This window comes from Seohaeicola saemankumensis, from assembly GCF_042678485.1.
Taxonomy (GTDB): domain Bacteria; phylum Pseudomonadota; class Alphaproteobacteria; order Rhodobacterales; family Rhodobacteraceae; genus Seohaeicola; species Seohaeicola saemankumensis.
On record NZ_JBHTKR010000002.1, the window covers coordinates 445792 to 469652 of the forward strand.

Genomic DNA, 23861 nt, shown 5'->3' on the forward strand with positions numbered 1-23861 from the left:
TTACCTGACGCGGTAGTCGTTTTCTCGATTCCGAAGGTATGGTCATGATTGAGTTGTTGTTGATTTCCGGCTTGGCGCTGACGGCCGGGCTTTTCGGCTTTTTCGGAAATGACGACGATGATCCCGACACCGAACCCGTGGCCGACACACCGAACGAGACGGGTGTGACCCAGAGGGGCGGGGACGCAGCCGATCTTCTGTTAGGCACGTCAGGGGATGATACCCTTGAGGGTGGCGCGGGCCAGGACACGCTGGATGGCGGCGCGGGCAACGATGTGCTGATTTGTCAGGCCGATGATGTGCTGATTTGTCAGGCCGATGATGACGCCCTGCTGGGCCGGGCCGGCGATGACACCCTGTCGGGCGGGCTGGGGGACGATCTGCTCAAGGGTGGCATTGGCCACGATCTTCTGGATGGCGGTGCCGGTCAGGATGATTTGCGCGGTGGCGACGGAAATGACTCGCTCTATGGCGATCTTGGCGACGATCTGCTGGATGGTGGCGCCGGCGACGACCTGCTGCTCGGAAACGAGGGAAGCGACCTTCTGCAGGGGGGCAGCGGGGACGATGCGATCCTGGCGGGCGATGGCGATGATATTCTCGAAGGCCAGCTTGGGTCCGATATTATGGATGGCGGCGCGGGCAGCGATGTCCTGATCGGCTATACCAGTGCTTCGGGCGACTCTGTCATCCAGCAAGACGGGCGGAACTTCTCGACCACCGACGTAGTCGACCCGGATACGCTGGTCGGCGGTGAGGGCGAGGATCTGCTGATCCTGGGGCGGGGCGACGTGGCTATGGGTGGAGGCGGCGAGGATGTCTTTGCCCTGGGCACATGGATGGCGGGCGAAAACGCCAACGGGCTGATCCTGGATTTCGAACCCACGGGCGAGGAGATCATCATCCTTGTGCCGCAGAACTACACAGGTGCAGCCGCGGTCGAGGTGGTCGCAGAGGGGCGCGATGCCCTGGTGCGGATGGATGGGCAGACCTATGCGCGTGTCAGCGGTGCCGCCACGACGCTGACCCCCGGAATGATCAGCGTGACCTTCACCAACACGCCCGCGACCTGATCAGCCCTGCGGGTCGGTTGCCAGCCGCGCGGCGCGCCCGCCGCGGCGCTGCCGCAGCCGCGGGGCACGGGCGGGCAGGTCTTCCATCACGGCGCGGCGTGCCGCGGGCGTCATGCGCGACCACTGCGTGATCTCGTCGATGCTGCGCAGGCAGCCGGTGCAGATCCGTTCCGCCGGATGTATCACGCAGATCTTGATACAGGGGCTCTCGATCTCGTCGCGTTTCCAGACATCATCCATGGGTCTGCACCTTCAAATGCGCCAGCCGGTCCAGCGCCCCTTGCAGGATATAGGACGCGGCGACATGGTCGATCACCTCGGCGCGACGTTTTCGTGTCGTATCCGCCTCAAGCAGGGCGCGCTCGGCGGCGACGGTCGACAATCGCTCGTCCCAATACCCGATGGGCAGGTCCGTCAGGCGGCTGAGGTTGCGGGCAAAGGCGCGGGTCTTCTGGCAGCGTGGCCCTTCGGACCCATCCATGTTGCGCGGCAGACCCAGGATGATCCCGCCGATCGCGCGCGCGGTCAGCACCTCAAGCAGCAGGCTGGCATCGGTGGTGAACTTGGTCCGCCGTATGGTCTGCAGGGGCGTCGCCACCGACAGCATCAGGTCGGACACGGCAATGCCGATGGTCTTGTCGCCGAAATCCAGCCCCGCCAGCGCACGATTGCGGGGCAGGGCGGCGGCGAAGTCCTCGATGGTGTCGCAGATCATTCGGTCAGACCGGCGCGACGCGCGGCATCATTCACCTCGGCCAGACCCTCGGGACTGTCCCAGAACACGCTTTGCGCTTCCTCCCAGATCACGCGGGCCTGACGCTCGTCGCCCAGCACACCCAGCGCGCCGATCAGCCGCGCCCATTCGCTGGAGTTGCCGCCCTGCAGCGCCAGGCGGTCGGACAGGTTCTGCACCATGGTGCGGATCATCTGCATCCGGTCTTCGCCGCTCATGTTCTGGGCGGCGGCGATATCATCCGCGCTTGGACCGGCCAGGGGCGCCGCGGGGGCGCCGCCCTCGGGCGGCAGGGTGAAATTGTTCTGACCGGCGCGGAACGCCATGTCTTCGATCTGGGCGCGTACGGCGCGGATATGCGGCGCGCCTTCGGGTCCGTCGCGCAACAGCGCCTCCCAGGTACGGAAGGCATTGTCAGGCCGCCCGGTCTGCGCCTGCAGCAGCCCCACGTAATACCGTGCCGGTCCGTTCTGCGGGTCGCGGGTCAGCGCCGCGCGCAGCGCCGCCTCGGCCTCGGGCGAGACATAACCGCCTGCGGCCAGAACCATCATGTCGGCGTAATCCACGTAATCGGCGGCGGTGGCCTGGTCGCCCTTGATCGACAGAACGCGCGCCTGCGCCTTGTAGGCCGCGACGAAATTGCCAAGAACGGCCTCGTTGCGGGCCAGCAGCAGCGCGCCTTGCAGGTCACCGGGGCGTTCCGCCACAGCGGCGCGCAACTGGTCCATCAGGCGGATGAAGTCGGGCGAGGGGGCCTGAACGGTCGCACCTGCGGGCACGCGTTCTTCGGCCTCGGCCTGGCTGATCCGGTTTGCGCGCGCATCCTGCGCGGCCTCGATCCGGCTGGCCAGCGCCATGTCGGGATAGCCCGGCGCCCCGATGCGCGAATAGACCCAGACCGAGCCGCCGACCAGCACAGCAAGCGACACCGCCGCCCCGGTCAGCGCCAGTGTGCGGGGTTGCGATGCGGCGTCGGCACCTTTCTGCAGCAGGGCATCGGCAGCCAGAATGCGGCGCGACACTTCGGCGCGGATACGCTCGGCATCGTCCGGGCCGATCACGCCGCGGGCCAGGTCGCGTTCCACTTCCTTCAGCTGGTCGCGATAGACCCGCAGATCATAGGCGGCGGGGGCTTCGTCCCCGACGCGGCCACGCAGGATCGCCAGGGCCAGCAGCGCCGCCACTGCAAATGCCAGCAGGGATATGATAAGCCAGATCGCCATGCGTCCTCCTTGGTTCTGGGCTTCATGTATATGCGGCAGGGGCGCGAAAAAAGGGCAAACTGCCGCAACGGTCCACCATGTCGCAACCATGCGCCATTGTGACGTTCCCAAACGGGGGTGAAAACCGCCTTGGGTCCAGATATCACCGCAGGACAAGCCGAACCGGATTCGAAGGATCAGTGCCGCCGATGAAACGCTATTCCGTCTTTGCCATCGCCCGTGAAGCGATGCGCCAGCACAGCGGCTGGACCCGCGCCTGGCGCGATGCCGCCCCGAAGAAGAAATACGACGCCATCATCGTGGGTGCGGGCGGGCATGGCCTGGCCACGGCCTATTACCTGGGAAAGAATCACGGCATCACCAATGTCGCGATCCTGGAAAAGGGGTGGCTGGGCGGCGGCAATACCGGGCGCAACACGACGATCATCCGCTCGAACTACCTGCAGGACCCGTCCGCCGCGATCTATGAGAAGTCGCGCAGCCTGTACGAGACGATGTCGCAGGACCTGAACTACAACGTGATGTTCAGCCCGCGCGGCGTGATGATGCTGGCCCAGACCCAGCACGAGGTGCGCGGCTATCAGCGCACGGCCCATGCCAATGCCCTGCAAGGGGTGAAGACCGAATTCATCAGCCCCAAGCGGGTCAAGGAACTGGTGCCGATCATCAATATCGACGGGCCACGCTACCCGGTGCTGGGTGCGCTGTGGCAGGCGCGCGGCGGCACGGCGCGCCATGACGCGGTGGCCTGGGGCTATGCGCGGGCCTGTTCGGACATGGGCATGGACGTGATCCAGCAGTGCGAAGTGACGGCGGTGCGCCGCGAAGGCGGCCGCGTCGTGGGCGTGGATACCACCAAGGGCGCCATTGATTGCGACAAGCTGGGTATCGTGGTCGCGGGCAATTCGTCCGTCGTCGCGGATATGGCGGGCTTCCGTCTGCCGATTGAATCGCTGGCGCTGCAGGCGCTGGTGTCGGAACCGATCAAGCCCTGTATGGATGTGGTCGTGATGGCCAATACCGTGCATGGCTACATGTCGCAGTCCGACAAGGGCGAGATGGTCATCGGTGGCGGCACCGACGGGTACAACAACTACACCCAGCGGGGCAGCTTCCATCATATCGAGGAAACCGTGCGGGCGCTGATCGAAACCTTCCCGATGATTTCCCGCCTCAAGATGCTGCGGCAATGGGGCGGCATCGTGGACATGACCGGCGACCGCTCGCCCATCCTGTCGAAAACGCCGGTCGAGGGCGTGTTCGTCAACTGTGGCTGGGGCACCGGTGGCTTCAAGGCAATCCCCGGATCAGGCTGGGCCATGGCCGAGCTGATGGCCAAGGGCCATTCGCCCCTGACCGAGGAATTCTCGATGTTCCGCTTCCGCGAGGGCAAGTTCATCGACGAAAGCGTGGCCGCGGGGGTGGCGCATTGATGCTGACCCTGATCAAGACCATGACCTTGCGACCCGAAACCGGAGGCGTGACATGCTGACCCTTCAATGCCCCTATTGCGGCGTGCAAGCCGATGAGACGGAACTGAGCGCCGGTGGCGAGGCGCATCTGAAACGCTTCGGGCCGGGCTCGGGCGATGAGGCTTTCGAGAATTATCTCTTCATGCGCGAAAACCCCAAGGGCGTGCATTTCGAACGCTGGCGGCACAGCTATGGCTGCGGCAAGTGGTTCCACGCGGCCCGCTGCACCATGACGCTGGAGGTGTTCGGCACCTACAAGGCCCAGACCACCGAATTGCCCCAGGACATCAAGGACAAGATCAGCGCCAAACGCCCCGGCTGGTCATGGAGAGAGTTTCAATGAGCACGCGTCTTGCAACAGGTGGCCGCCTTCTGAACCGGGGCAAGCAGGTCACATTCCGTTTCAACGGCAAGTATCTCAAGGGGTTCGAGGGCGACACGCTGGCCTCGGCCCTGCTGGCCAATGACCAGATGCTGATGGGCCGGTCGTTCAAGTATCACCGGCCGCGCGGCGTTGTCGCCTCGGGCGCCGAGGAACCCAATGCGCTGGTCGGTCTGGGCAAGGGCGCGCGGTTCGAGCCGAACCAGCGCGTCACCACGACCGAGCTGTTCGACGGGTTGCAGGCCGAAAGCCAGAACCACTGGCCCAGCCTTGATTACGATATCGGTGCGGTGAACACCTATCTCAGCCGGTTCCTGCCGGCGGGTTTCTATTACAAGATGTTCCTTTATCCGCGCGCCTTCTGGAAACATGTCTACGAGCCTTTCATCCGCATGTCGGCAGGCCTGGGCAAGGCGCCGACCCAAGGCGATGCGGACCGCTACGAGCATTTCAACGCGACTGTCGATGTGCTGGTGATCGGCGGCGGTGTCGCGGGGCTTCAGGCGGCCTTGGCCACAGGCCGGTCCGGCGCGCGTGTGCTGCTGCTGGAACAGACCGCCCATTGGGGCGGCCGCGCGCCGGTCGATGGCGGCACCGTGGATGGTCAGCCGATTGATGCCTGGATCGCAACCGCCGTTTCCGAATTGGAAACAATGAGCAATGTGACCCTGCGTCTGCGCTGCATGGGGGCAGGGGTCTATGACCATGGCTATGTGCTGGGTTATGAGCGCCTGGGCGACCATGCGCCCACGCAGGATGGTCCCCGTCACCGGCTGTGGAAGATCCGCACGAAGCAGATCGTGACCGCGACCGGCGCGATCGAGCGTCCGTTGTCCTTTGCGGGCAACGATATTCCCGGCGTCATGCTGGCCTCGGCCCTGCGCGACTATGCGGTGAACTGGGGTGTATCGGTCGGTGACCGTGTGGTGATCGCCACCAATAACGACGATGCCTATCGCACGGCAATCACGCTCAGGGGCCTGGGACTGGCCGTGCCGGTGATCCTGGATGCCCGCGCGTCCGGGGGCGGTGCGCTGGCCGATCAGGCCCGCGCCCTTGGCATCCGTGTCGAGAACGGCAAGGCCATCGCAAAGGTCAAAGGCGGCAAGCGTGTCACGGGCGTCGCAATATGTTCGCAGGCGGGCGAAGGCGGCGTGCTGGACGTGGTGGCCTGCGATGCGGTCGCCATGTCGGGCGGTTGGTCGCCTGTCGTGCACCTGTGGTCCCATTGCGGAGGCAAGCTGATCTGGGATGCGGATCAGGCGATGTTCCGTCCCGATCCCGATCGTGCGCCCACGGGTGCGGATGGACAGCCGATGGTCATCGCGGCAGGTGCCGCAAATGGCGCGCTTGATCTGGCGCTGGCCCTGGCCGATGGCGATCTGGCAGGCCGCGCCGCAGCGCAGGCCGCTGGCCACAAGCCCATGACAGGCAAGGCCCCCGTGGCCGAGCAGCAGATCGAAGCGCCCATCGCGCCGGTCTGGATGATGCCGCAGGGTGCGTCTTATGGGTTGCGGTCCAAGGCCTGGCTGGATTTCCAGAACGATGTGAAAGTCTCTGACGTGCAACTGGCGGCACAGGAAGGCTTCACCTCGGTTGAACACGCAAAGCGCTATACCACGCTGGGCATGGCGACGGATCAGGGCAAGCTGAGCAATATCAACGGCCTGGCGACGCTTGCCAAATCGCTGAACACCGATATCCCCAGCGTTGGCACCACGACCTTCCGCCCGCCCTATACGCCCATCAGCATGGGCGCGATCGCGGGCGAGGCGCGCGGCGATATCTTCCAGCCGCTGCGCTGCACGCCCTTGCATGACTGGCACGCGGCACAGGGCGCCTATTGGGAACCCGTCGGCCACTGGCGCCGCCCCTATTGCTATCCGCGCACCGGCGAAAGCCACTTCGACGCGGTCAGCCGCGAGGTCAAGCAGACGCGCGCCAGCCTTGGGCTGCTGGATGCCTCGACCCTGGGCAAGCTGGTGGTCAAGGGCCCCGATGCGGGCCGTTTCCTGGACATGCTCTATACCAACATGATGAGCACGCTGCCGGTGGGCAAATGCCGCTATGGCCTCATGTGTTCGGAAAACGGGTTCCTGATGGATGATGGCGTTGTGGCGCGCATGTCCGAGGACACCTGGCTGTGCCATACCACCACCGGGGGCGCGGATCGTATCCACGCCCATATGGAGGAATGGCTGCAGACCGAATGGTGGGACTGGAAGGTCTATGTCGCCAACGTGACCGAAGCCTGGGCGCAATTCGCCGTGGTCGGCCCCAATGCCCGCAAGGTGCTGGAAAAGCTGGGCGGGATGGATGTGTCCAAGGACACGCTGCCCTTCATGCAATGGGCCGAGGGCACGCTGGGCGATGTGCCGGCGCGGGTCTTCCGCATCTCCTTCTCGGGCGAGTTGAGCTATGAAATCGCGGTGCCCGCCAGCCATGGCCGGGCGTTCTGGAACCGCCTGATGCAGGAAGGGGCCGAATTCGGCGTCATGCCCTATGGCACCGAGGCGCTGCATGTGATGCGGGCCGAAAAGGGCTTCATCATGATCGGGGACGAAACCGATGGCACCATCATTCCGCAGGACCTGGGGCTGGGTTGGGCGATCTCGAAGAAGAAAGAGGATTATATCGGCAAGCGCGGACAAGAGCGCAGCCATATGGTCAACCCGAACCGCTGGCAACTGGTGGGGCTGGAGACACTGGATGGCAGCACACTGCCTGATGGCGCCTATGCGGTGGCGGATGGCACCAATGCCAACGGTCAGCGCAACACCGAAGGGCGCGTCACCTCGACCTATCATTCGCCGACGCTGGAACGCGGCATCGCCATGGGCCTGGTGCTGAACGGCCCCGCCCGCATGGGCGAGGTGATCACCTTCGGCAAGACCGACGGGACCGAGGTGAAGGCCAGGATCGTCGATCAGGTCTTTTACGACAAGGACGGAGTGAAGCAGAATGTCTGAACCGGTCAGCGCCCTGAACGGGGCCAGTTTCGAAGGTCTGGTGACGCTGCAGGATCGCGGTCCGACCGGCATGATCACGCTGCGCGGCGATCTAGCCGCGCCGGCAATGGCCAAGGCACTGGACAAGGTGTCGGGCCTGACCATTCCCGCCACCCGCCGGGTTCAACCCGCCAAGGGTTCGGGTCAGGCGCAGGCGGCCTGGATGTCACCGGACGAGCTGTTGCTGATCCTGCCCTACGGCCAGGTGGCCACGGTCTGCGCCAGCCTGTCGGCGGCGCTGGAGGGCACGCATCACCTGGTTGCGGATGTGTCCGACGCGCGGGCGCTGATCACGGTCAGCGGCCCGGATGCGCGGGTGCGCGAGGTGCTGGCAAAACTGGCGCCGGTGGATCTGCATCCGGCGCAGTTCGGCCCCGGCGATTTTCGCCGCACGCGGCTGGCGCAGGTCGCGGGCGCCTTCTGGATGCCCGAGGCCGGCCGGATCGACGTGGTCTGTTTCCGCTCGGTCGCGCAATATGTCTTCGACCTGCTGAGCGCCGCCGCCGACCCCGCTGCATCGGTCGATTATTTCGGCTGATAAGGCTGCCGGGGCAGGGCGGGGGTTGACCTTGCCGCCCCAAGCCTACCATCTAGGCCCGAGAGACAACTGCAACAAAGGGGGGCCGACCAATGGCTTTTGAACTTCCTGATCTTCCCTATGCCCATGATGCGCTGGCCGCACATGGCATGTCCGCTGAAACCTTCGAATATCACCACGATATTCACCACAAGGCCTATGTGGATAACGGCAACAAGCTGATCGCCGGCACCGAATGGGAAGGCAAATCGCTGGAAGACATCATCACCGGCACCTATCAGGCAGGCGCCGTGGCCCAAAACGGGATCTTCAACAACGCCTCGCAGCATTGGAACCATGTCCAGTTCTGGGAAATGATGGGCCCCGGCAAGGGGGCGATGCCGTCCGAACTGGAAAAGGCCATCACCGAAAGCTTCGGTTCGGTCGCCAAGTTCAAGGAAGATTTCGCCGCTGCGGGCGCCGGGCAGTTCGGCTCGGGCTGGTGCTGGCTGGTCAAGGACAAGGACGGGTCGCTGAAGGTCACCAAGACCGAAAACGGCGTGAACCCGCTGTGCTTCGGTCAGACAGCACTTCTGGGCTGCGACGTGTGGGAACATTCCTACTACATCGATTTCCGCAACAAGCGTCCGGCCTATCTGACCAATTTCCTGGATAACCTGGTGAACTGGGAAAACGTGGCCTCGCGCCTCTGATCCCGGTCCGGCTGCTGCCGCCAAAACGGAACCCCGCGCTGATCTGCGCGGGGTTTTTTTATTCCGGAAATACTATATGATTCCGGCAACGCGCGTTCAGAACTGCCTGGCCCCCCAAGGGCCGGATCAAGATGATTCTGGAGAACGCAAATGATAAGACTTGAAAAAGACACCTGGGTGCTGGTGGCCGATGGTGAAAAGGCGCTGTTCCTGTGCAACGAAGGTGGCGCGGTTCAACCCAAGCTGTCGGTGATGCGGATCGAGGAACAGGACAACCCGCGTCAGGGCGAACAGGTCTCGGACCGGCCCGGACGTCGCCCTGACGCCAGCCAGGGACAACGTTCCGCGATGGAAGAGGCCGATTGGCACCAACTGGCCAAGGATCGTTTCGCGGCCGAAATGTCGGCCATGCTGTCACGCATGGTCGGGCGCGGGCATATCGGCCGGATGGTGATCGTAGCCCCGCCACGCAGCCTGGGCGAGTTGCGCGAGCATCTGGATGAGGCCGTGCTGAAGACCGTGGTCGCTGAAATCCCCAAGACATTGACGCGCCACCCGCTGCCCGAGCTTCAGAAGATCGTCATCGAGGATCTTGAGGCGATGTAGCCCAGGCATGCCCGCGCCAGGGTGTTGCGCCCCGGGTCGGATTAATCCTGCATGTCAGCGTCGCAGCTTATTGGTCTGTGAACAAACGCTTTTTTGCCTCTGGGGTGCTGGGCTGACAGTGCTGTTCTTCTGTGTCGGTACATGGTGGCATATGGCGGCGCATGGGCAGTACGGGGGTGATTCACCACGTCAGCCCCGCGCTGCAATGCCTTGGTGCTGCTGATACTTCACCCGGTCGCTCTGGACTGGGCGGCCTGCAGGGCGCGGGTCAGCGCGTCCACGTCATCGATGACCGTGATGAACCCGGCCAGCGACGGATCGGCAAAACCCTGGGCGATCACATGCGCGATCAGATCCACCAGGGGCGACCAGTAGCCATTCACGTTCAACAGGAATATCGGCTTGGCGTGCAGACCCAACTGGCGCCATGTCAGCACTTCGAAGAACTCGTCCAGCGATCCTGCCCCGCCGGGCAGCACGACGATCGCATCGGAATTCATGTACATGACCTTCTTGCGCTCATGCATGGTTTCGGTCACGACGAAACGGGTCAGGTCGGTCTTGCCGACCTCCATCTTCAGCAGGTGCACCGGGATCACGCCCAGCGTATCCCCGCCCGCCGCCTGCGCGGCCCGTGCCACGGCCCCCATCAGGCCTACGTCGCCGGCACCATAGACCAGTTGCCAGCCCTCGGCGGCAAGTGTCTGCCCCAGCGCGGTCGCCTGCGCCATGTAAAGCGGGTCATTGCCGGGACGTGCGCCACAATAGACGCAGACGGCGAAACCTTTCGGCTGATGCGACATGAAACTTCCCGTTTTTCTGAAAAGGTGCTTTTGACCCGTGATAGCCTTGTTGATAATCTCGCTCAACTGCCGAGCGTGGAAAACGGCGGACCGGAAGGGAACATATGATTAATCAGTCGTGGATGTCGGGCGGCAAAGGGCGTGCCGTGGCAGGTGGTGTTGTGGCCCTGGTGCTGGTGGTCATGGGTCTTGTGTTCAGCGGAAGCCTTTTCCAGCCAGAGGTGCCGCAGAGCGGGCAAACCGGGCAGAGCGGACAGGACCAGCCAGCGACCGCACCGGTGACCGCGACCGCACCCGAGGCGCCGGCGACCGCGCCGGAACCCGCGCCGGAACCCGTGACAGAGGCCGCCCCGGAAGCTGAACCCGCAACCACCGCAGCGGCGACCACCGAAGCCCCCGCGACCACGCAGGCCCCTGCGGAAGCGCCGGCCGATACGGCCGTTTCGGCGACCACGGCCCCCGAAACGGGGGCTACAGACACCACGGCCAGCGACGCCGCCGCCGCCGACACGACAGACCCCGCAACAACCGCGGCCGAAACAACCGCGTCCGGCACGGCTGCCCTGACGCCCTTGCCCGAAAGCCCCGTGCTGAGGATGCCAAGTTTCGATACCGTGCGCCTTGCCCCGGATGGGGAAGCCCTTGTCGCCGGGCGTGCCGCGCCGGGGGACACCGTGGACATCCTGCTGGATGGCGTTGTCGTGGGCCATGCGATGGTCGGGGGGGATGGCGCCTTTGCGGCCTTTCTCAGCCTGCAAACCTCGGATGCGCCCCGTATCATGACGCTTGCCGTCGGTCAGGGCGCGGACAGGATCCTGTCCGAGCAGCAGGTCATCATCGCGCCCGTCGCGGGCGTTGCATCCACCGCCGTTGCTGCCGCGTCAGGGGCCGCAGGAACCCCAACGGCCGACGCGGGCGCGTCAGCGCCAGCGGCATCATCGGCGCAACCGGGCGCCGCGGCGCCCGCGTTGTTGCTGGCCGATGGCAATGGTGTGCGCGTTCTGCAACCGGCCACACCCGTGGATCCATCGTCGGGCGGCGCCGGTCTTGCCATTGACGTGATCAGCTACACGGCCGCTGGCGATGTGCTGTTGCAAGGGCGTGGCCGCCCCGAGGCGACAATCCTTGTCTATCTGGACAATGCCGTGATCACCTCTGCCCCTGTCACCGCCGACGGTGTCTGGAGCACGGGCCTGCCGGGTGTCGCGCCCGGCATCTACACGCTGCGCCTTGATGAGGTCGACGCCGCTGGTCGTGTGCTGGCGCGGATCGAAACGCCATTCAAGCGCGAGGATCGTGACGAGGTGGCCGCAATCGCCGCCGCCGGAAGCCCCGCAACAGCGGCGGCCGGGTCCGACACCGGCGTGGCCGCCCAGACCGAGACTGCCGCTGTCGCATCCGGGACACCCCAGCCTGCCGACAGCACGACAGCCCCTGCTGTCCGTGTGGTCACCGTGCAGCCGGGCAATACCCTTTGGGCGATCGCGCGCGAAAGCTACGGCGAGGGGCTTCTGTTCGTCCGCCTGTTCGAGGCGAACCGAGAGCGTATCCGCGATCCGGACCTGATCTATCCGGGCCAGGTCTTTACCATTCCCGAATAGGCTGACGTATCGTCATCGCACGGCAGGGCTGTGCAGACGGCGCCCGTCGCGCATACTGGCCCACGTGATCTTGGGCGCGGGGAGGGCGGCAGATGCAGAGGCAACGGATACTGGTCGATCAACAGGACATCACCAAGGCGCGGCTGGCCGAGGATCCGGCCGCCAGCAGGCTGCTGACGCCCGGTGAAGCGCGCTTGCAGATCGAAAGCTTCGCGTTGACCGTGAATAACGTCACCTACGCCGCCACCGGCTTTGCGCTGGATTACTGGCGGTTCTTTCCCAGCGGGCAAGAGGGGCACGGCATCGTGCCGGTCTGGGGCACGGCCCATGTCACCGAAAGCCGGGCCGCAGGGCTGGACGCGGGAACGCGCGTCTATGGCTACCTGCCGATGGCCGAGACGCTGGTGATCCGCCCGGAACAGTCCGGCACGGGCGTTTTCATCGACCAGAGCGCGCATCGCGCCGGTCTTGCCCTGGTCTACAACACCTATGTGGCGGTCAAGCCAGGCACCGCGCATGACGATCACTTGCGCAGCCTGTTGCAGCCCTTGCTGGCCACATCCTATCTGCTGTTCGACTGGCTGGCCGACAACGACTGGTTCGGGGCGGAACAGATCATCGTGGGTAGCGCCTCGTCCAAGACGGGGCTGGGCCTGTGCAAGTTCCTGGCCGAGCCTGCCGACAGGCCCTACCGGATCGTCGGACTGACAGGGGCCGCCAATCGCGGCTTCGTCGAGGGGCTGGGCGCCTGTGACCTGGTTCTGACCTATGATCAGATCGACGCCTTGCCCCAGGTGTCCAGCGTCTACGTCGACATGGCTGGCAATGCCGGGGTGAAGGCGGCGCTGCATGGGCATCTGGCTGACCATCTGCGCCACTCGGCCGCCGTTGGCACCAGCCACTGGGACCGTTTCGCGCCGCCCCGCAATCTTGCGGGCCCAAAGCCGCAATTCTTCTTTGCCCCCGCTCAGATCGCAAAGCGCCGCAGCGAATGGGGCCCCGGCGTGATCGAGGCGCGAATTACCGCCGCATGGAAGCGGATCGCGGCCGATGCGGGCAACTGGCTTGAGGTGGTCGCGCATCGCGGGATCGCATCCGCGCCCGCCCTCTGGGCCGATCTGGCGGCCGGGTGCACCCCCGCGCGTGAAGGGCATGTGCTGGTGTTGTGACGCGGCGCGGTGCTCTGGCCTTCCCCGAAAAAGCGGCCTATCTGTGAAGCCCTGACGAAAGGCCCGACACATGCGACCGACCACACCCACATCTGAAGAGGCAAGCGCCGAACGCCGATCCGGCTGGCGCACGATACGGCGCGTCTCGCCCTATCTGTGGCCCGAGGATCAGCCCTGGGTGAAGCGCCGCGTGGTGCTGGCGCTTCTGGCCCTGGTGGTGGGCAAGATCATCGCCGTGGTCACGCCGATCCTGTACAAGCAGGCGGTGGATGCGCTGGCCGGTGAAGGTGTGTCGCCCCTGATGCTGGGCGCGGTTGGCCTGACCGTGGCCTATGGCATGGCGCGGCTGTTGTCGAACGGGTTCCAGCAGTTGCGCGATGCGGTCTTTGCCGCCGTGGGCCAGCGCGCGCTGCGCGCGCTGGCGCTGGAAACCTTCACCCATATCCACCGCCTGTCCATGCGCTATCACCTGACGCGCAAGACCGGGGGGCTGAGCCGGATCATCGAGCGCGGCGTGAAAGGTGTCGATTTCCTGCTGCGCTTCCTGCTGTTCTCGATCGGGCCGCTGGTTCTGGAACTGCTGATGATCGCCGGTATCCTGTTTTTCCTGTTCGACGTCTGGTACCTGGCGGTGATCGTGCTGACCATCGCGGTCTATGTCTGGTTCACCTTCGCCGTCACCGAATGGCGCGTGAAGCTGCGCCGCGAGATGAATGACCAGGACACCGACGCCAACCAGAAGGCCATCGACAGCCTGCTGAACTTCGAGACGGTCAAGTATTTCGGGGCCGAGGCGCGCGAGGCGCGCCGCTATGACCGCGCGATGGAGCGTTACGAAAGCGCCGCCCTCAAGACAGCCTATTCGCTGGCCTTCCTGAATTTCGGCCAGGCCTTCCTGATCACCGCGGGGCTGGTCGTCGTGATGGTCATGGCCGCGATAGGTGTGGAGCGCGGCCTTCTGACGGTGGGCGATTTCGTCATGGTCAATGCCTACATGATCCAGATCACCATGCCGCTGAACTTCCTGGGCACGGTCTACCGCGAGATCCGTCAATCCCTGGTCGATATGGGTGAAATGTTCGATTTGTTAGAGCAGCCCGCCGAAGTTTCCGACAAACCGGGTGCAAATGTTCTTAATGTGCAAGGCGGCGAGGTCGAGTTGCGGGACGTTCATTTCGGATATGACCCCGAACGCATGATCCTGAAAGGCGTCAGCCTGAAGGTCGCCGCAGGTGAAACCGTGGCGATCGTCGGCTCCTCGGGGTCCGGCAAGTCCACCATCGGGCGGCTGCTGTTCCGCTTTTACGATGTGAACAGTGGCGCGGTTCTGATCGACGGTCAGGACCTGCGCGACGTGACCCAGGTCAGCCTGCATGATGCGATCGGCGTGGTGCCGCAGGATACGGTGCTGTTCAACGATACGATCCGCTACAATATCGCCTATGGCCGCGACGGCGCGACCGAGGCCGAGATCGTGCAGGCCGCGCGGGATGCGCAGATCCATGACTTCATCCAGCGCCTGCCCGATGGCTATGACACGCAGGTGGGCGAACGCGGGCTGAAACTGTCAGGCGGCGAGAAGCAGCGCGTGGGCATTGCCCGCACATTGCTGAAGAACCCGCCGATCCTGCTGCTGGACGAGGCGACATCGGCGCTGGATACCGAAACCGAACAGGAAATCCAGGGTGCATTGGCCCGCGCGGCCGAGGGGCGCACCGTGCTGACCATCGCGCACCGGCTGTCCACCGTGGCGGATGCGGATCGCATCATCGTGCTGGAGGATGGTCACATCGTCGAGGAAGGCACCCATACCGACCTGTTGTCGCGCAAGGGGCGCTACTGGGGCCTGTGGCAGCGCCAGGCCAGCGAGCGCGAAGCGGCAGCGTGACGGGGCTCAATCGCGGCTTTGCCGCGATGCCTCCGGCGGGGATATTGAGAGCAAGAAGAAACGGCGCCGCAGTCTGTTGCGGCGCCGTTTTCATGCAGGATCAGCCCGCATGAACGATCACTCGGCCGCGCGCAGCGGTGAATCGGGTGTGGTCAGCGGATCCGAGGCAGGCCGAGGCAGGATGGTGGCGGCGCTTTCCTGCTCGTCTTCCCAGATGATCTCGGGCGATTTCAATTTGCGCGCCGCCCGGTTCAGCGCCCAGTCACGCGCGGCGCGGCTGCCGCGCCCCATCGACAGGATCGCCAGCATGCGTGACAGGGCCATCGCATAGGTCCCTGTCCAGACCCTCAGCGCCAGCAGCGACGGGGTGAAGACCAGCGTCAGCATGGTCGCAAGCCCCAGACCGAAGACAACCGCCGTGGCCAGTTGCTTCCACCACAGCGCGGTAGGGCTGTCGATCGTGTAGCCGCCATTGATGAAATCAAGGCTGAGGCCGAACATCATCGGCGCAAGGCCCGCCATCGTCGTGATCGTGGTCAGAAGCACGGGACGAATGCGGTCTTCGGCGGTGCGAATGATCGCCTCGATCCGGGGCATGTAGCGGGAATAATCCTGATAGGTGTCGATCAGGATGATGTTGTTGTTCACCACGATCCCCGCCAGCGCCACGATACCCGTGCCGGTCATGATGATCGAGAATGTCTGATCCATCACCAGCATCCCGATCAGAACCCCCGTCGTCGACAACACCACTGCCAGCAGCACCAGCACCGCGTTATAGACCGAGTTGAACTGCGCCAGCAGGATGATGAACATCAGCCCCAGCGCGCCGGCAAAGGCATTGGCCAGGAAGGCGCCGGATTCGGCCTGGTCTTCCTGGTCGCCCGTCCATTCCCATTCCACGCCCGCGGGCAGCGGGTTTGAGTCGAGCCAGGCGGTCAGGGTTTCGATCCGTTCGGTGGCCGTGATGGGAACCTCGGTCACGGTGCCGTCCGGCCCTGTCACGGGCAGGCTGAGACCCTCGGCCACGCCGGCCTTGATGTCGAAATAGCGCTTGCCATCGACACGCTTGATCTGCGCCAGCTTCGGCACCGGCTGGCGGGTGATGAAATTGGCCAGTGGCACAAGCCCGTCGCTGGTGCGGACCTTCAGCGTGTCCAGCGTGGACAGAACGCGATCATCCTCGGGCAGGCGGACGCGGATCTCGATCTCTTCGTCCGAGGTGTCGACACGCATGGTGTCAAGCAGGATGCCGCGCGTGACCAATTGGACCATACCGCCCACGGTGGCCACATCCGCCCCGAAGCGCCCGGCCTTTTCCACGTCGACGTCGATTTGCCAATCGATGCCGGGCAGGGGCAGCGTGTCTTCGATCAGGGTCAGGCCCTCGGTCGTTTCGAACGTCGCGCGGGCCAGGCGCGTGGCCTCCTGCAGCGCGTCCCAATTGTCGCCTTTCAGCCGCAGATGCACGGGCTTGGCAGATGCCGGACCGCGCGCCTGGGCGATGATCTCGACCTGAAGGCCGGGTATGGCCGAGATGTCGCGGGTCAGTTCCGCGATCACCACGTCGCCGTCCAGATCGGGCCGGTCGCGGCGGTCCTCCCAGGGAATGGTTTCAAGCTGGATCTGGCCGATCGTGTCGAGCGGTGGTTGCGCCCCGCCGGTATTGGCATTCAGCCCGCCGTCGCCGGCAAAGGCAAAGGCGTTGTCGACACCCGGATGGGCCAGCACGACCGCCTCGGCCTGGCGCACCAGTACATCCTTTTCGGCCAGCGACAGGTTGCCTCGCGCGCGCACATAGACGATCGCCTGTTCAGGTTCGGAATCCACGAAGAATTCCACCCCTTTGCTGTTCTGCTGAAAGACCGAGAAGACCGTGACGACGAAAAGGCCGACGGCAGCGATGGTGACCAGCGGCATGACGGGGTTGCCCGCGATGATGCGGATGAAATGCCCGAAAAGCGTGCGCCGGTGCCCGGCGACGATGGGGCGCGGCTTGCGTTCGATCCGGGCGGCGCCCAGCGTGATGGTCGCCGCGAAACAGCCCAGAATGAACAGGATCATGCCCGGCAGCGCCGCCATGATGCCGCTGCCGATCGGCTGGCCGCCGAACAGGTAGCCGGGGTTGATCAACTGCATCGCCCCAAGGAACACCATGTAAAGCGCGGGCGGCACAAGGGCCGCGCGCCCCCACCAGGGCAAGCTGCGGCGCAACGCGTCAGATGTGCGGCCGAAAGTGCGGCTCATGCGGCCGGTGACGCCGCCCATGACGGGCAGATAGATCAAGGCCACGATCAGGCTGGCCGACAGCACGAAGATCAGCGTGATCGGCAACATGCCCATGAATTCACCGGGCACGCCGGGCCAGAACAGCATCGGCAGAAAGGCGCAGAGCGTCGTCGCGGTCGAGCTGATGATCGGCCAGAACATGCGCTTGGCCGCCTCGACATAGGCTGACATGGGGCCAGAGCCTTCCTGGATGCGCTTGTCGGCATATTCCACCACCACGATGGCCCCATCCACCAGCATGCCCACGGCAAGGATCAGGCCGAACATCACGATGTTCGAGATCGTCACGCCCATCATGGCCAGCAGAACGAAACACAGCAGGAAAGACGTGGGGATCGCAAAACCCACCAGCAGCGCCGCGCGCGGCCCCAGGCTGGCCAGCACGACGATCATCACAAGGGCAATGGCGGTCAGCACCGAGCCTTCAAGCTGGCTGACCATCGACCCCACGACGCGGCTTTGATCGTTCGAGGTGCCAAGATGGACGGCCGCGCGCATGTCTTCGGGCCAGCCGGCCTGCGCTGCGGCCACCACGCGGCGCACTTCGGCGGCGGTGTCGATCAGATTGAACCCCTTGCGTTTGACGACCTGCAGCGCGACGGTCGGTTCGCCGTTGAAGCGGGCCGTGCCCAGCCGATCCTCGAAGGTCATGCGGATCTCGGCCAGATCGCCAAGGGTCACGACTCGGGTGCCATTGGTCTTGACCGGCAGGTTGTAGATATCGCGCGGCTCGCTGAAGGACGAAGGGATCTTGACGCTGAACGTGCCTTGCGCGGTTTCCACCTCGCCGGCGGCGATCAGCATGTTGTTGTTCTGCACGACGCTGATCAATTCGCCCGCCGTCACGTTATAGGATTCAAGGCGCAGCGGATCGATCACCACTTCGACCATTTCCTCGCGGTTGCCGGCGATACCGGCCTCCATCACCGCGTCAAGCGCCTCGATCTCGTCCTGCAGGTCGCGGGCGATACGGGCCATCGTGCGCTCTGGCACATTGCCGGTCAGGTTGACGATGATGATCGGAAATTCCGAGAAATTGATTTCGTTGATCGAATATTTTTCAAAGCCCGCGGGAAACTTGCTTTCGGCGTTGCTCATGGCTTCGCGGACATCGGCCATGATCTTGGTCTTGTCCCAGCCGAATTCGAATTCCAGTGCGACGCCTGCGTAATTCTCGGCCGCGGTCGAGGTGATCTTCTTCAGCCCGTCAAGATCCGACAGTTCGGTTTCCATCGGCTTGACCAGCAGCGCCTCGCTGTCTTCGGCGGAAATGCCGGGGAAGGGGACAGACACGAACAGCGCAGGTATCTCGATGTCCGGCTCGCCTTCCTTCGGCAGGCTGACATAGGCGAAACCGCCCACGGCCAGCGAAAGCAGGATGAAGGCCATGACCATGCGCGCGCGGGCCGCGGCCCAATCGACCATACCGATCATTGCTGGGCCTCGCGATAGGTTGCGACGACAGGGACGCCATCCGAGACGTATTCCTGACCTGTCACGATGATGTTGGCCTGCTCCGGCAGGTCTTCGACCCAGACGCCATTGACCGTATCGCGCAGCAGGCGGACCGGGGCGAAGCGCGCGGTATTATCGGCATCCACCAGCCGCACGCCAAGCGCACCATCGTCATTCAGCGTCAGGGCCGATTGCGGGACCAGATGGGCCAGCGCGCCGGGGGCCGCGATGGCGATCTGGGCGGTCTGCCCGTCGCGGATCGTCAGATCGGGGTTGGCCACTTCGATATCGACGCGGAAGGTGCGCGTCATCGGATCGGCCGAGCGTGACAGGAACGACACAACGCCGACGACCTCCTGTCCGGTTGCCAGCCGCGCCCCGGCCATGACGCCGGTTTCGATCCTGCCCACCTCGGTTTCGGGGGCAAAGCCGACCACGCGGATCGGATCAAGCTGGATCACCGTGGCGCAAAGCCCGCCCGGCTGCAGAAGGCTGCCCAGTTCGGCGCTGTCGCTTTCCAGGATACCGTCGAACGGGGCGGTGATGGTCAGGCGTTCGATTTCCTTGGCAGCGGCGGCCAGGGCGGCTTCGGCGCTACGCAGATTGGCCTCGGTGGTGGCGACGCGGGTCGATGAGGCAAAACCGTCCTGCGACAGACGGTCGGCCGCCGCGAAGTTGATCTGTGCATCCGAAAGACGCGCCTCTGCCTCGGCCAGCATGGCCTCGCGGGTGCCGATGTCGATCTTGCAGATCACCTGGCCCGCGGTCACGCGGGACCCGCGGCGCAACGGATCCGAGACGACACGCCCCGATGTTTCCGCGCGCAGCTCAACCTCGCGCATGGCCTGGGTTTCGCCGCGCAGGATGACTGCATCCTCGATCTGGCGCGCGGTCGAGGCCAGCGCCACGACGCGCACCGCCTCGGAAAGGGGGGGCGCGGCGGTATCCCGGGTCTGCACGGCGGCAACCTCGGCGGGCGGTTCGTTGCCTGCAATGGACAGCAACACATCGCGATGCATGACAAGAGCATAGAGGAAGGCAGTCACGAGGACGGCGACAATAACCGAAACAATGCGCATCAAGTGTCCTTTTGGTGCAGCGTTAAGCCGGATCGTTCCGGAATTGGCGCAGGCATGGTTGAACTACATGCTGATACGCTGAACTAATCAGTTCAGATTAAACTTTTCCGCGGTGCCGTGCAAGGACCTGCGCGCGGGCTTTCCGCTCAGGGTTGACCGGCCCCTTGGCAGGGCCAAGGCTTCACGTTAAGAGGGGGCGAACGGCAGGAGGGCAGCGCGTGAGCCAGAGCGAAAGTTTCATCGAGGAAGTCACCGAAGAGGTCCGCCGCGACCGCATGTTCGGCCTGATGCGGCGCTATGGCTGGATTGCGGTTCTGCTGGTTCTGGTGCTGGTCGGCAGTGCTGCCTGGAACGAATGGCGCAAGGCTCAGGCCCAGGCGCAGGCGCAGGCGATGGGCGATGCGATGATCGCGGCACTCGAGGCCGATGACAGCGCCGCGCGCGTCGCGGCCCTGCAGGCCATCGCGGCGCCGGACACCGGCATGCGCGTGGTGCGCGATTTCACAGCTGCGGCCGAAATGATCGAAACCGGCGACACCGAGGGCGCCCGCGCCCTGCTGTCCGCGATCGCATCGGATGGGGCGGTCGATCCCGCATATCGGCAAATGGCCGGTTTCAAGGCGCTTTTGCTGCAGTCCGACAGCCTGGACCTGGCCGAGCGGCGCCTTGGCTTTGAAGGGATTGCCCAGACCAGCGCGATGCTGCGTCTGCCGGCCGAGGAACAGCTGGCCCTCATCGAGATCGAGGAAGGTCAGACCGATGCCGCCATCGCGCGGCTTCAACGGCTTCAGGCCGATGCCGAGGCGACAGCGGGCTTGCGTCAACGGGCGTCTCAGTTGATTGTGGCCCTTGGCGGCACGTTGGACGGCACCGGCGCGGCCGGGAACTGACACGGCGCCGTATCCACGCGCCCCTTTGCGGGCGTCGGGCGGGTGCGGCATGGAAGGCGAGGCAAGCGTGAAGGCAGGATCGTTGCAGAATACGGGATGGATCGCAGGGCTGGCCGGGCTTGTCCTGCTGTCGGCCTGCACGGAACCGCAGACATTTCTTCCCGGCCCGCGCGAGGACCTGCGCGCCCCGCTGTCGGCCGGGACCACCGCCCCGGTCGAGGCCATCGCGGAAAACCGCAGCCTGCCGATCGCCTTGTCGGCCCAGACCAACAACGCGGATTGGACCCACAGGCCCAATGCGCCGCGCTACCGGACGGAAAACGCGGCGCTGTCCGCAAGCCCGCAACTTGTCTGGTCCGCCTCGATCGGTGCGGGCGATGGCAAGCGGCAGCGGATCACGGCGGATCCTGTCGTGGGGCAGGGGCGCGTCTTCACGCTGGATGCGGGCGCCACCGTCACCGCGACCGCGACCACGGGCGGCACGCTTTGGTCGCGTGATCTGACCCCCTCGGGGGATCGGTCTGACCAGGCCAGTGGCGGCGGGGTCGCACTGGCAGACGGGGTGCTTTACGTCTCGACCAGCTTCGGGTTGTTGAGCGCCCTTGATGCCGCCACGGGCGAATTGCGCTGGCAGCAGAAACTTGAAGCGACCGGATCGGGAACGCCTGCGTTGCAGGGGGATCTGGTCTATCTCGTGTCGGGCGGCGATACCGCCTGGGCCATCGAAACCGCGACCGGGCGCGTGCGCTGGCAGACATCCACCACGCCGGACCAGTCCAACGTGCTGGGCGGTCCCGCCCCTGTGATCAGCGACCAGCTGGCGATCTTCGCCTTTGGCAATGGCGAGGTGCAGGCCACCTTCCGCCAGGGCGGTCTGCGGGTCTGGAATGCCATCGTGTCGGGGCAGCGGCGCTTCAGCGCGCTGGCGCGCGTGGCCGATATCACTGGCGATCCGGTCCTGTCCGGCGATACGCTTTATGTCGGCACACATTCGGGCCGCATCGTGGCGCTGGACACCGCCAATGGCGAACGCCGCTGGACCGCGCAGGACGGGGCGATCAGCCCGGTCTGGGTTGCCGGCGGATCTGTCTTTGCCGTCAGCGACCGCAACGAGCTGTTGCGGCTGGATGCCCGTGACGGCAGCCGGATCTGGGGCGTGAAACTGCCCAACTTCATCCAGACACGGCCCCGTCGCCAGGTCGAGGTGGTGGCCCATTACGGCCCCATCCTGGCCGGTGGACAGCTTGTTGTCGCCTCGAATGACGGGCAGTTGCGCTTCTTCGATCCGGCCTCGGGGGCGCAGACCCATGCAGTTGCCGTCCCCGGCGGGGCGACATCCTCGCCCGTGGTGGCCGGTGGCACGCTGTTCGTCGTGGGCGCGCGGGGACAATTGCACGCTTTCCGTTAAGCGCGCGATAGTGTATCGCAGCCGCTTGACCGGATCCGGAGCCGCAGAACCATGAGTTTCACCCTGGCCATCGTTGGCCGCCCCAATGTGGGAAAATCCACTCTTTTCAACCGTCTGGTTGGAAAACGCCTGGCCTTGGTCGATGATCAGCCGGGTGTGACGCGCGATCTGCGCGAAGGTGCTGCGCGTCTGGGTGACCTGCGATTCACCGTGATCGACACGGCGGGGCTTGAAGAAGCGACCGATGAATCCCTGCAAGGCCGGATGCGCAAGCTGACCGAACGCGCCGTGGACATGGCCGATATCTGCCTGTTCATGATCGACGCGCGCACAGGCGTGACCCCCACCGACGAAATCTTTGCCGAAATCCTGCGCAAGCGGGCGAAGCATGTGATCCTTGCCGCCAACAAGGGCGAGGGGCGCGCCGCCGATGCCGGTGTGATCGAAGCCTATGGTCTGGGTCTGGGCGAGCCGATCCGCCTGTCGGCCGAACATGGCGAAGGCTTGAACGATCTTTACGCCCAGCTTCAGCCGCTTGCGGACGCGTTCGAGGATCAGGCCAAGGCTGATGGCAGTGACCTGCCCGAGATCGACGTGACCCTCGACGAGGAAGACGGCGACGACGAATCCAAGTTCCACGTGCGATGGCCCACGATCGAAAAGCCGATGCAGATCGCCGTCGTCGGCCGTCCGAATGCCGGAAAATCCACGCTGATCAACAAGATCCTTGGTGATGACCGGCTGTTGACCGGACCCGAGGCCGGGATCACCCGCGACGCGATTTCCCTGACCATCGACTGGGACGGGATGCCGATCCGCATCTGGGATACGGCCGGGATGCGCAAGAAGGCCAAGATCCAGGACAAGCTGGAAAAGCTGTCCGTCTCGGACGGCTTGCGCGCCGTCAAGTTCGCCGAGGTGGTGATCGTTCTGCTGGATGCGGCCATCCCGTTCGAGCAGCAGGATCTGCGGATCGCCGACCTGGCCGAGCGCGAAGGGCGTGCGGTGGTAATCGCCGTCAACAAATGGGATATCGAGGATGACAAGCAGGGCAAGATCAACGCCCTGCGCGAAGCCTTTGAACGTCTGCTGCCGCAACTGCGCGGCGCCCCGCTGGTGACCGTGTCGGCCAAGACCGGCAAGGGTCTGGATCGCCTGCGCGCCGCCGTGGAAAAGGCCTATGACACCTGGAACCGCCGCGTCACGACCGCGCAGCTGAACCGCTGGCTTGCGGGCATGATGGAGGCGCATCCGCCCCCCGCACCGGGCGGCAAGCGGATCAAGCTGCGCTACATGACGCAGGCCAAGACGCGCCCGCCTGGATTCGTGGTCATGTGCTCGAACCCGGAAAACATGCCCGACAGCTATTCGCGCTATCTGGTCAACGGGTTACGCACGGATTTCGACATGCCGGGCACGCCGATCCGCCTGTTCATGCGCGGGCAGGGCGACAAGAACCCCTACAAGGGGCGGCGCGAGCGTAACGCGGGCGCATTGACCAAGCATCTGGGCAAGGCCCCGACTCCGGCCAAGAAGGGGCGGCGCTGACAGG

The 23861-nt window shown here is 64.9% G+C and carries 19 protein-coding genes; 13 read left to right on the top strand and 6 right to left on the bottom strand.

The window, feature by feature from the left end:
- Nucleotides 1-44 precede the first annotated feature (44 nt).
- Nucleotides 45-1073, top strand: a complete 1029-nt coding sequence (locus tag ACFQ3C_RS05970; protein ID WP_380789581.1) for a calcium-binding protein — start codon at nucleotides 45-47, stop codon at nucleotides 1071-1073.
- Here the strand turns inward: ACFQ3C_RS05970 and ACFQ3C_RS05975 are convergent, their stop codons facing one another.
- From ACFQ3C_RS05975 to ccmI, 3 genes are read right to left on the bottom strand one after another with little or no spacing between them, the layout of a single operon-like run.
- Complete coding sequence (locus tag ACFQ3C_RS05975; protein ID WP_380789582.1) at nucleotides 1074-1313, bottom strand: DUF1289 domain-containing protein; 240 nt, start codon at nucleotides 1311-1313, stop codon at nucleotides 1074-1076.
- Nucleotides 1306-1788 (bottom strand): Holliday junction resolvase RuvX, encoded by a 483-nt coding sequence (ruvX, locus tag ACFQ3C_RS05980; RefSeq protein ID WP_380789583.1) that lies wholly within the window; start codon nucleotides 1786-1788, stop codon nucleotides 1306-1308. The genes ACFQ3C_RS05975 and ruvX overlap by 8 nt, the downstream gene beginning before the upstream one ends.
- Nucleotides 1785-3029, bottom strand: coding sequence for a c-type cytochrome biogenesis protein CcmI (gene ccmI, locus ACFQ3C_RS05985; RefSeq protein WP_380789584.1), 1245 nt, complete (start codon nucleotides 3027-3029; stop codon nucleotides 1785-1787). The genes ruvX and ccmI overlap by 4 nt, the downstream gene beginning before the upstream one ends.
- A 188-nt stretch (nucleotides 3030-3217) precedes the next feature.
- Here ccmI and ACFQ3C_RS05990 point away from each other — a divergent pair, with 188 nt between their 5' ends.
- From ACFQ3C_RS05990 to ACFQ3C_RS06015, 6 genes are all read left to right on the top strand, one after another.
- Nucleotides 3218-4462, top strand: a complete 1245-nt coding sequence (locus ACFQ3C_RS05990; protein ID WP_380789586.1) for a sarcosine oxidase subunit beta family protein — start codon at nucleotides 3218-3220, stop codon at nucleotides 4460-4462.
- 52 nt (nucleotides 4463-4514) lie between these two features.
- Nucleotides 4515-4844 (top strand): sarcosine oxidase subunit delta, encoded by a 330-nt coding sequence (locus tag ACFQ3C_RS05995; protein WP_375570507.1) that lies wholly within the window; start codon nucleotides 4515-4517, stop codon nucleotides 4842-4844.
- Nucleotides 4841-7852, top strand: coding sequence for a sarcosine oxidase subunit alpha family protein (locus ACFQ3C_RS06000; RefSeq protein WP_380789587.1), 3012 nt, complete (start codon nucleotides 4841-4843; stop codon nucleotides 7850-7852). The genes ACFQ3C_RS05995 and ACFQ3C_RS06000 overlap by 4 nt, the downstream gene beginning before the upstream one ends.
- Complete coding sequence (locus tag ACFQ3C_RS06005; RefSeq protein ID WP_380789589.1) at nucleotides 7845-8429, top strand: sarcosine oxidase subunit gamma; 585 nt, start codon at nucleotides 7845-7847, stop codon at nucleotides 8427-8429. Before ACFQ3C_RS06000 ends, ACFQ3C_RS06005 begins: the two co-directional genes overlap by 8 nt.
- 92 nt (nucleotides 8430-8521) lie before the next feature.
- On the top strand, nucleotides 8522-9121 hold the full coding sequence (locus tag ACFQ3C_RS06010) for a superoxide dismutase (RefSeq protein ID WP_380789590.1): 600 nt from the start codon (nucleotides 8522-8524) through the stop codon (nucleotides 9119-9121).
- A gap of 150 nt (nucleotides 9122-9271) precedes the next feature.
- Nucleotides 9272-9727 carry a host attachment family protein gene (locus ACFQ3C_RS06015; RefSeq protein ID WP_380789591.1) on the top strand — a complete coding sequence of 152 codons (456 nt, stop codon included), beginning with the start codon at nucleotides 9272-9274 and terminating at the stop codon, nucleotides 9725-9727.
- A 227-nt stretch (nucleotides 9728-9954) separates the two neighbouring features.
- On the opposite strand, the gene ACFQ3C_RS06020 is transcribed toward ACFQ3C_RS06015, so the two are convergent.
- The gene (locus ACFQ3C_RS06020; RefSeq protein WP_380789593.1) at nucleotides 9955-10530 is read right to left on the bottom strand and encodes an LOG family protein; all 576 of its coding nucleotides are present in this window, start codon (nucleotides 10528-10530) and stop codon (nucleotides 9955-9957) included.
- A 104-nt stretch (nucleotides 10531-10634) separates the two neighbouring features.
- Here ACFQ3C_RS06020 and ACFQ3C_RS06025 point away from each other — a divergent pair, with 104 nt between their 5' ends.
- The 3 genes from ACFQ3C_RS06025 to ACFQ3C_RS06035 all read left to right on the top strand — a co-directional run bounded on the left by ACFQ3C_RS06025 (nucleotide 10635) and on the right by ACFQ3C_RS06035 (nucleotide 15188).
- The gene (locus tag ACFQ3C_RS06025; RefSeq protein WP_380789595.1) at nucleotides 10635-12131 is read left to right on the top strand and encodes a LysM peptidoglycan-binding domain-containing protein; all 1497 of its coding nucleotides are present in this window, start codon (nucleotides 10635-10637) and stop codon (nucleotides 12129-12131) included.
- A 92-nt stretch (nucleotides 12132-12223) separates the two neighbouring features.
- The gene (locus ACFQ3C_RS06030; RefSeq protein ID WP_380789597.1) at nucleotides 12224-13300 is read left to right on the top strand and encodes a DUF2855 family protein; all 1077 of its coding nucleotides are present in this window, start codon (nucleotides 12224-12226) and stop codon (nucleotides 13298-13300) included.
- A 70-nt stretch (nucleotides 13301-13370) separates the two neighbouring features.
- The gene (locus ACFQ3C_RS06035; RefSeq protein ID WP_380789598.1) at nucleotides 13371-15188 is read left to right on the top strand and encodes an ABCB family ABC transporter ATP-binding protein/permease; all 1818 of its coding nucleotides are present in this window, start codon (nucleotides 13371-13373) and stop codon (nucleotides 15186-15188) included.
- Nucleotides 15189-15305: 117 nt separating this feature from the next.
- On the opposite strand, the gene ACFQ3C_RS06040 is transcribed toward ACFQ3C_RS06035, so the two are convergent.
- Both ACFQ3C_RS06040 and ACFQ3C_RS06045 read right to left on the bottom strand, forming a co-directional pair.
- Nucleotides 15306-18911: an efflux RND transporter permease subunit gene (locus tag ACFQ3C_RS06040; RefSeq protein ID WP_380789599.1), complete on the bottom strand. Its 3606-nt coding sequence runs from the start codon at nucleotides 18909-18911 to the stop codon at nucleotides 15306-15308.
- Nucleotides 18908-20011, bottom strand: a complete 1104-nt coding sequence (locus ACFQ3C_RS06045) for an efflux RND transporter periplasmic adaptor subunit (RefSeq protein ID WP_380789600.1) — start codon at nucleotides 20009-20011, stop codon at nucleotides 18908-18910. The genes ACFQ3C_RS06040 and ACFQ3C_RS06045 overlap by 4 nt, the downstream gene beginning before the upstream one ends.
- 218 nt (nucleotides 20012-20229) lie before the next feature.
- Between ACFQ3C_RS06045 and ACFQ3C_RS06050 the strand changes: the two genes are divergently transcribed.
- From ACFQ3C_RS06050 to der, 3 genes are read left to right on the top strand one after another with little or no spacing between them, the layout of a single operon-like run.
- Complete coding sequence (locus tag ACFQ3C_RS06050; protein WP_380789601.1) at nucleotides 20230-20901, top strand: tetratricopeptide repeat protein; 672 nt, start codon at nucleotides 20230-20232, stop codon at nucleotides 20899-20901.
- 49 nt (nucleotides 20902-20950) lie between these two features.
- Entirely contained in the window at nucleotides 20951-22309 is a 1359-nt protein-coding gene (locus tag ACFQ3C_RS06055) for a PQQ-like beta-propeller repeat protein (RefSeq protein ID WP_380789602.1), read from the top strand.
- Between the two features lie 51 nt (nucleotides 22310-22360).
- Nucleotides 22361-23857: a ribosome biogenesis GTPase Der gene (gene der, locus ACFQ3C_RS06060; RefSeq protein ID WP_380789604.1), complete on the top strand. Its 1497-nt coding sequence runs from the start codon at nucleotides 22361-22363 to the stop codon at nucleotides 23855-23857.
- Nucleotides 23858-23861: the final 4 nt, after the last annotated feature.